Source organism: Photobacterium sp. OFAV2-7 (assembly GCF_022347985.1).
Lineage (GTDB): Bacteria > Pseudomonadota > Gammaproteobacteria > Enterobacterales > Vibrionaceae > Photobacterium.
Map to the genome: position 1 here is coordinate 1 of NZ_JAKRFQ010000288.1, position 5,578 is coordinate 5,578.

Annotated in this window: 5 protein-coding genes; 4 read left to right on the forward strand and 1 reads right to left on the reverse strand. The window is 50.7% G+C overall.

Annotated elements, in window-relative coordinates; genetic code table 11:
- The 4 genes from MHN01_RS14830 to MHN01_RS14845 all read left to right on the forward strand — a co-directional run.
- On the forward strand, positions 1–441 hold a 441-nt coding region (locus MHN01_RS14830; protein WP_239412054.1), incomplete at its 5' end, for a DNA polymerase III subunit chi.
- Between the two features lie 28 nt (positions 442–469).
- Complete coding sequence (locus MHN01_RS14835; RefSeq protein ID WP_239412055.1) at positions 470–3,328, forward strand: valine--tRNA ligase; 2,859 nt, start codon at positions 470–472, stop codon at positions 3,326–3,328.
- Between the two features lie 287 nt (positions 3,329–3,615).
- Positions 3,616–4,029: a DUF2061 domain-containing protein gene (locus MHN01_RS14840; protein WP_239412056.1), complete on the forward strand. Its 414-nt coding sequence runs from the start codon at positions 3,616–3,618 to the stop codon at positions 4,027–4,029.
- A gap of 93 nt (positions 4,030–4,122) precedes the next feature.
- Positions 4,123–5,028 carry a bifunctional helix-turn-helix transcriptional regulator/GNAT family N-acetyltransferase gene (locus tag MHN01_RS14845; RefSeq protein ID WP_239412057.1) on the forward strand — a complete coding sequence of 302 codons (906 nt, stop codon included), beginning with the start codon at positions 4,123–4,125 and terminating at the stop codon, positions 5,026–5,028.
- A gap of 71 nt (positions 5,029–5,099) precedes the next feature.
- Here the strand turns inward: MHN01_RS14845 and rraB are convergent, their stop codons facing one another.
- Positions 5,100–5,498: a ribonuclease E inhibitor RraB gene (rraB, locus tag MHN01_RS14850; protein ID WP_239412058.1), complete on the reverse strand. Its 399-nt coding sequence runs from the start codon at positions 5,496–5,498 to the stop codon at positions 5,100–5,102.
- Between the last annotated feature and the right edge of the window lie 80 nt (positions 5,499–5,578).

Below are 5,578 nucleotides of genomic sequence, written 5' to 3' on the forward strand. Positions count from 1 at the left end.
ACTTTTTATATTATCGATGACAAGCAGATAGAAGCCGATAGCGACTATCAGCTGCACTTTGCCTGTCATCAGGCAGCATTGAGATACAAGCAAGGCCACAAGGTCTACCTGCTGGCAAGCAGCAAAGAGCAGGCAGAGCAGATAGATGAATACCTGTGGCAGCAAGAGCCGGACAACTTCGTACCGCATAATCTCATTGGTGAAGGCCCCCGCGGCGGATCACCGGTCGAGATCGGCTGGCCGGGGTTACGCCATAGCGGGCGCCGGGGGATCCTGATTAATTTGAGTCAGGATGCACCAAATTTTGCTGTTACCTTCTCACAAGTGGTAGACTTCGTTCCTTGCGATGAAAAGCTCAAGCAGTTGGCCCGTGAGCGCTACAAGGCTTACCGCCTTGCCGGCATTCAGTTACAGACCGCCGCTGCCCCTGAGACGCCCTAATTCCCATATAGATCCTTCTAAGAGCGCTATGGAAAAGACATACAACCCACAATCAATTGAACAGGCGCTGTACCAGCGCTGGGAAGAGGCTGGTTACTTCAAGCCTCATGGTGACACATCTAAAGATGCCTACAGCATCATGATCCCACCACCAAACGTCACAGGCAGCCTGCACATGGGCCACGCGTTCCAGGATACCATCATGGATACCCTGATCCGCTGTGAGCGTATGAAAGGCAAAAACACCCTTTGGCAAGTCGGTACCGACCACGCAGGTATCGCAACCCAAATGGTTGTGGAGCGTAAAATTGCAGCCGAAGAAGGCAAAACCAAGCACGATTACGGTCGTGATGCGTTCATCGACAAAATCTGGGAATGGAAAGGCGAATCAGGTGGCACTATCACCAAACAGCTTCGTCGCCTAGGTGCTTCTGTCGACTGGGACCGCGAGCGCTTTACCATGGACGACGGCCTGTCTAATGCCGTTCAGGAAGTATTTGTTCGTCTATACGAAGAAGATCTGATTTACCGCGGTAAGCGTCTGGTCAACTGGGATCCGAAACTACACACAGCGATTTCGGATCTGGAAGTTGAAAACAAAGACAAGAAAAGCCACATGTGGCACTTCCGCTACCCGCTTGCGGATGGCGTGAAAACTGCCGAAGGCAAAGATTACATTGTTGTTGCAACCACACGCCCGGAAACCATGCTGGGTGATACAGGTGTTGCAGTAAACCCAGAAGATCCTCGCTACAAAGATCTGATTGGCAAAGAGATCCTACTTCCAATCGTAGACCGTCGTATCCCTATCGTGGGCGATGAGCACGCTGATATGGAAAAAGGTACGGGTTGTGTGAAAATCACCCCGGCACACGATTTCAACGACTACGAAGTTGGCAAGCGCCACAGCCTGCCAATGATCAACATCCTGACTTTCAATGCTGACATTCGTGACAGTTCTGAAGTCTTCACCACCAACGGTGAACCAAGCGATGCCTACAGCACCGAGCTGCCAGCCAAATACCATGGCATGGAACGTTTTGCAGCACGTAAGGCAATCGTCGCGGAGTTTGACGAGCTAGGCCTGCTGGACGAAATCAAGGATCACGACCTGACCGTCCCTTACGGCGACCGCGGTGGCGTGGTTATCGAGCCAATGCTGACCGACCAGTGGTATGTACGCGCTGAAACACTAGCGAAGCCAGCGGTTGAAGCGGTTGAAAACGGCGACATCCAGTTTGTACCTAAGCAGTACGAGAACATGTACTTCTCTTGGATGCGTGATATCCAGGATTGGTGTATCTCTCGCCAGCTATGGTGGGGCCACCGTATCCCGGCCTGGTATGACAACGACGGTAACGTCTATGTTGGGCGCACCGAAGAAGAAGTGCGTGAGAACAACAATCTGGCACCAGTTGTCGTGCTACGCCAGGACGATGACGTTCTGGATACCTGGTTCTCATCTGCACTATGGACGTTCGGTACCCAAGGCTGGCCAGAACAGACAGACGATCTGAAAACATTCCACCCTTCAGACGTACTGGTAACTGGCTTTGATATTATCTTCTTCTGGGTTGCCCGCATGATCATGATGACCATGCACTTCTGTAAAGATGAAGACGGCAAGCCACAGGTTCCGTTCAAGACCGTTTACGTAACAGGTCTGATCCGTGACGAGAACGGCGACAAGATGTCGAAATCTAAGGGTAACGTTATCGACCCTATCGACATGATCGACGGCATCGGCCTGGAAGAACTGGTCGAAAAGCGTTGTGGCAACATGATGCAGCCTCAGCTGGCCGCTAAAATCGAGAAGAACACCCGCAAGACCTTCGAAAACGGCATCGAAGCCTACGGTACCGATGCACTTCGCTTTACCCTGGCGGCAATGGCATCGACCGGCCGCGACATCAACTGGGACATGAAGCGCCTGGAAGGTTACCGTAACTTCTGTAACAAGCTATGGAACGCAAGTCGTTACGTACTGATGAATACAGAAGACCAAGATTGCGGCATGAAAGGCGGTGAGATGGAATTCTCATTGGCTGACAAGTGGATCGAATCTCAGTTCGAGCTAGCGGCGAAAGATTTCAACACTCATGTTGAAAACTACCGTCTGGATATGGCAGCAGGTACGATTTATGAGTTCATCTGGAACCAGTTCTGTGACTGGTACCTGGAGCTGACCAAGCCTGTACTGTGGAAAGGTACCGAAGCACAACAGCGTGCAACTCGTCATACGCTAATCACCGTGCTTGAGAAGACACTGCGTCTTGCTCACCCAGTGCTACCTTACATCACTGAATCTATCTGGCAGAGCGTGAAGCCGCTGGTAGACGGTGTTGAGGGTGAAACTATCATGACTCAGGCACTACCGCAGTTTAACGAAGCTAACTTCAACGAATCGGCTATCGCTGACATCGAGTGGGTGAAAGCCTTCATCACCAGTATCCGTAACCTGCGTGCCGAGTACGATATCGCCCCGAGCAAGCCGCTTGATGTGATGCTAAAAGCAGCTGACGAAAACGATGCAGCTCGCCTGGAAGCAAACCGTACCGTACTGATGTCACTGGCTAAGCTGGAAGGTATCAAGGTACTGGCAGAGGGAGAAGAAACACCAGCGTGTGCAACTGCACTTGTTGGCAAGTCTGAGCTGATGATCCCGATGGCCGGTCTTATCGATAAAGATGCCGAGCTGACTCGTCTGGCTGGCGAAGTGAAGAAAATCCAAGGTGAAATCAAGCGTATCGAAGGCAAACTAAGCAACCAGGGCTTTGTTGCAAAAGCACCAGAAGCAGTTGTTGCCAAAGAGCGTGAGAAACTTGAAGGCTACAAAGAAACACTGGTTAAGCTAGAAGAGCAGCAGACAACTATCGCTGCGCTGTAATCTCCAGCCTTAATATTCGAAGCAAAAGCCGACGAGCAATCGTCGGCTTTTTTATTTTCTGGTACCTGTAAACCATGCCTCCGGTTTGTTTTGCCAATGATGTATCCGGTCTGTACAACCAGCAACTCCTCCCCCCTTTTCAAGGGAGAGCTTGGAAGGGGGTAATTACTGCCTCCTCACTAACCTCTCCTTCAAAAGCTTCCACCTATCAATTCAATAACAATAATTGATTTTTGTTATTGATAATTGTTCGCAATAATAACGATATCAAGAGAGAGGAAGCCATCATGAAAAAGACCCTGAGCTTTGCCGTTATCCATTTTACAGTTGCCTTTAGCGTCGCATATATTCTTACCGGCGATCTGTTGATCGGTAGCCTGATCGCGATGATCGAGCCGATGGTAAATACCGTGGCCTTCTTCTTTCATGAAAAGGCCTGGCAAAGTAGTACACTTAAACGCTCACAGTACAGCGCACCGGCAAGCAAGACCATCAGCTTTGCCATCATCCACTTTGGCGTTGCCTTTTCAGTTGCATACCTGCTGACCGGTGATCTCCTAATTGGTAGCGTTATGGCGATGATAGAACCTGCCATCAACACCATCGCGTATTACTTTCACGAACGAGTTTGGCAACGTCAGGGACAGGAGCAAAACCAAGCACATAGCAAGCACCTTGATATGATTGTCTGCCACCACTAAACCGGCCCCGAGACAAATCAAACATTGGGCTTGACTTTGTTGCGAATCGCAATTAAATATAGTTGTACATCGCAACAATATAGGTTCAGCCACTTGAATGCCAAATCATTAAGACAACTCTCTCGCCAGCTGGTCCGCCAGCTAGGTATGTTAGACAACTACTGTGGCAGTATGGCCCTTACCCCGGTCCAGGCTCATACGCTTATTGAGCTTGAGCACAGCACCGCCACGGTAAATGAAATGGCCCACCGCCTCAATGTCGATAAGTCCAATGCCAGCCGCACCTTGGCAATCTTGCTTAATCAGGGACTGGTGCAATCTGTCCCTAACCCACTTGATAAACGCAGCCAGATCTTTGAGCTCACAACGCCAGGTAGAGACAAGCTCTCGGCCCTCCACCAGCAACTTAACACGCAGGTTGATAGCTGGCTGGCTCAAATGGATCGCGATGAAGTCGACCAGCTGGGCACAAGCCTAAAGCGCTATACCAAGTCTATGCAGGCCGCTTCCCGCCAGGAGGGGTATGTGATCCGCCAGCTAACTCCGATCGACAATGCTGCAGTAGCCGCAGTGATCCGCCGCGTCTCAGCAGAGTACGGCCTGACAGCAGATCAAGGCTATGGTGTTGCCGACCCAACCCTGGATACCATGAGCGAAGTGTATCAGCATGACGGCAGCCGATATTGGGTGATTGAGCACAATAACCGCATTTTAGGTGGCGGCGGAGTTGCTCCACTGGCAGGAGAAGATAAGGTTTGCGAGCTGCAGAAAATGTATTTTCTCCCCGAACTAAGAGGCCTGGGGCTGGCTCGTAAACTGGCGGTTACAGCTCTCAGATTTGCACGCGAGCAGGGCTATCAGGGCTGCTACCTCGAAACGACTGCCAATCTCACCGAGGCTATAGCGCTCTACCAGTCACTTGGTTTTGTCAGAATCCCTCACCCGATGGGCAATACCGGTCATGATGCCTGCGAAGTTCGAATGCTGAAGACACTCTAGCTCCAAAGAAGTAAGCAACAGGGCACAAAAAAAGCTGGCCACTGCCAGCTTTTTCTTAGACGAATCAAGGCTTACTCTTCGACTTCGCCCTCTTCCTCGTCGTCTTCACCCGACTCGAAGTAGGTTCCCCAGCCGTCGTAGTCGATGTTGTGCTTTTCAGCTAGCTTGATTAGCTTTTCTGCTTGCTCATCAATCAGTTCAGCCTTCAGCGCAGACTCCATCACGGCATCAAAACACACTACCTTGCCGCCGCCGTCTTCCGGTGCCAGCTCCAGCTCTTCTGCCTCTAAGACTTCAAAACCCATCTTGAAGGCTTCTACCGCGGCACCTTCCAGCCCTTCAAAGGTATCAGCAGAAAAATGGTGCTCAATAGAATACAGGGCATCAGGATCGCTGCCGTCTTCCATCAATGCCGCAATAATATCGCGGGTTTCTTCTTTCTGCTCTTCAATCAGTTCTGCGTAGGACATGGGGTAACTCCAGCTGTGGAATAAAATTTCACGCAAATATCGCATGGATCGCGCACAAATACCATGCCACTAATAAAAAT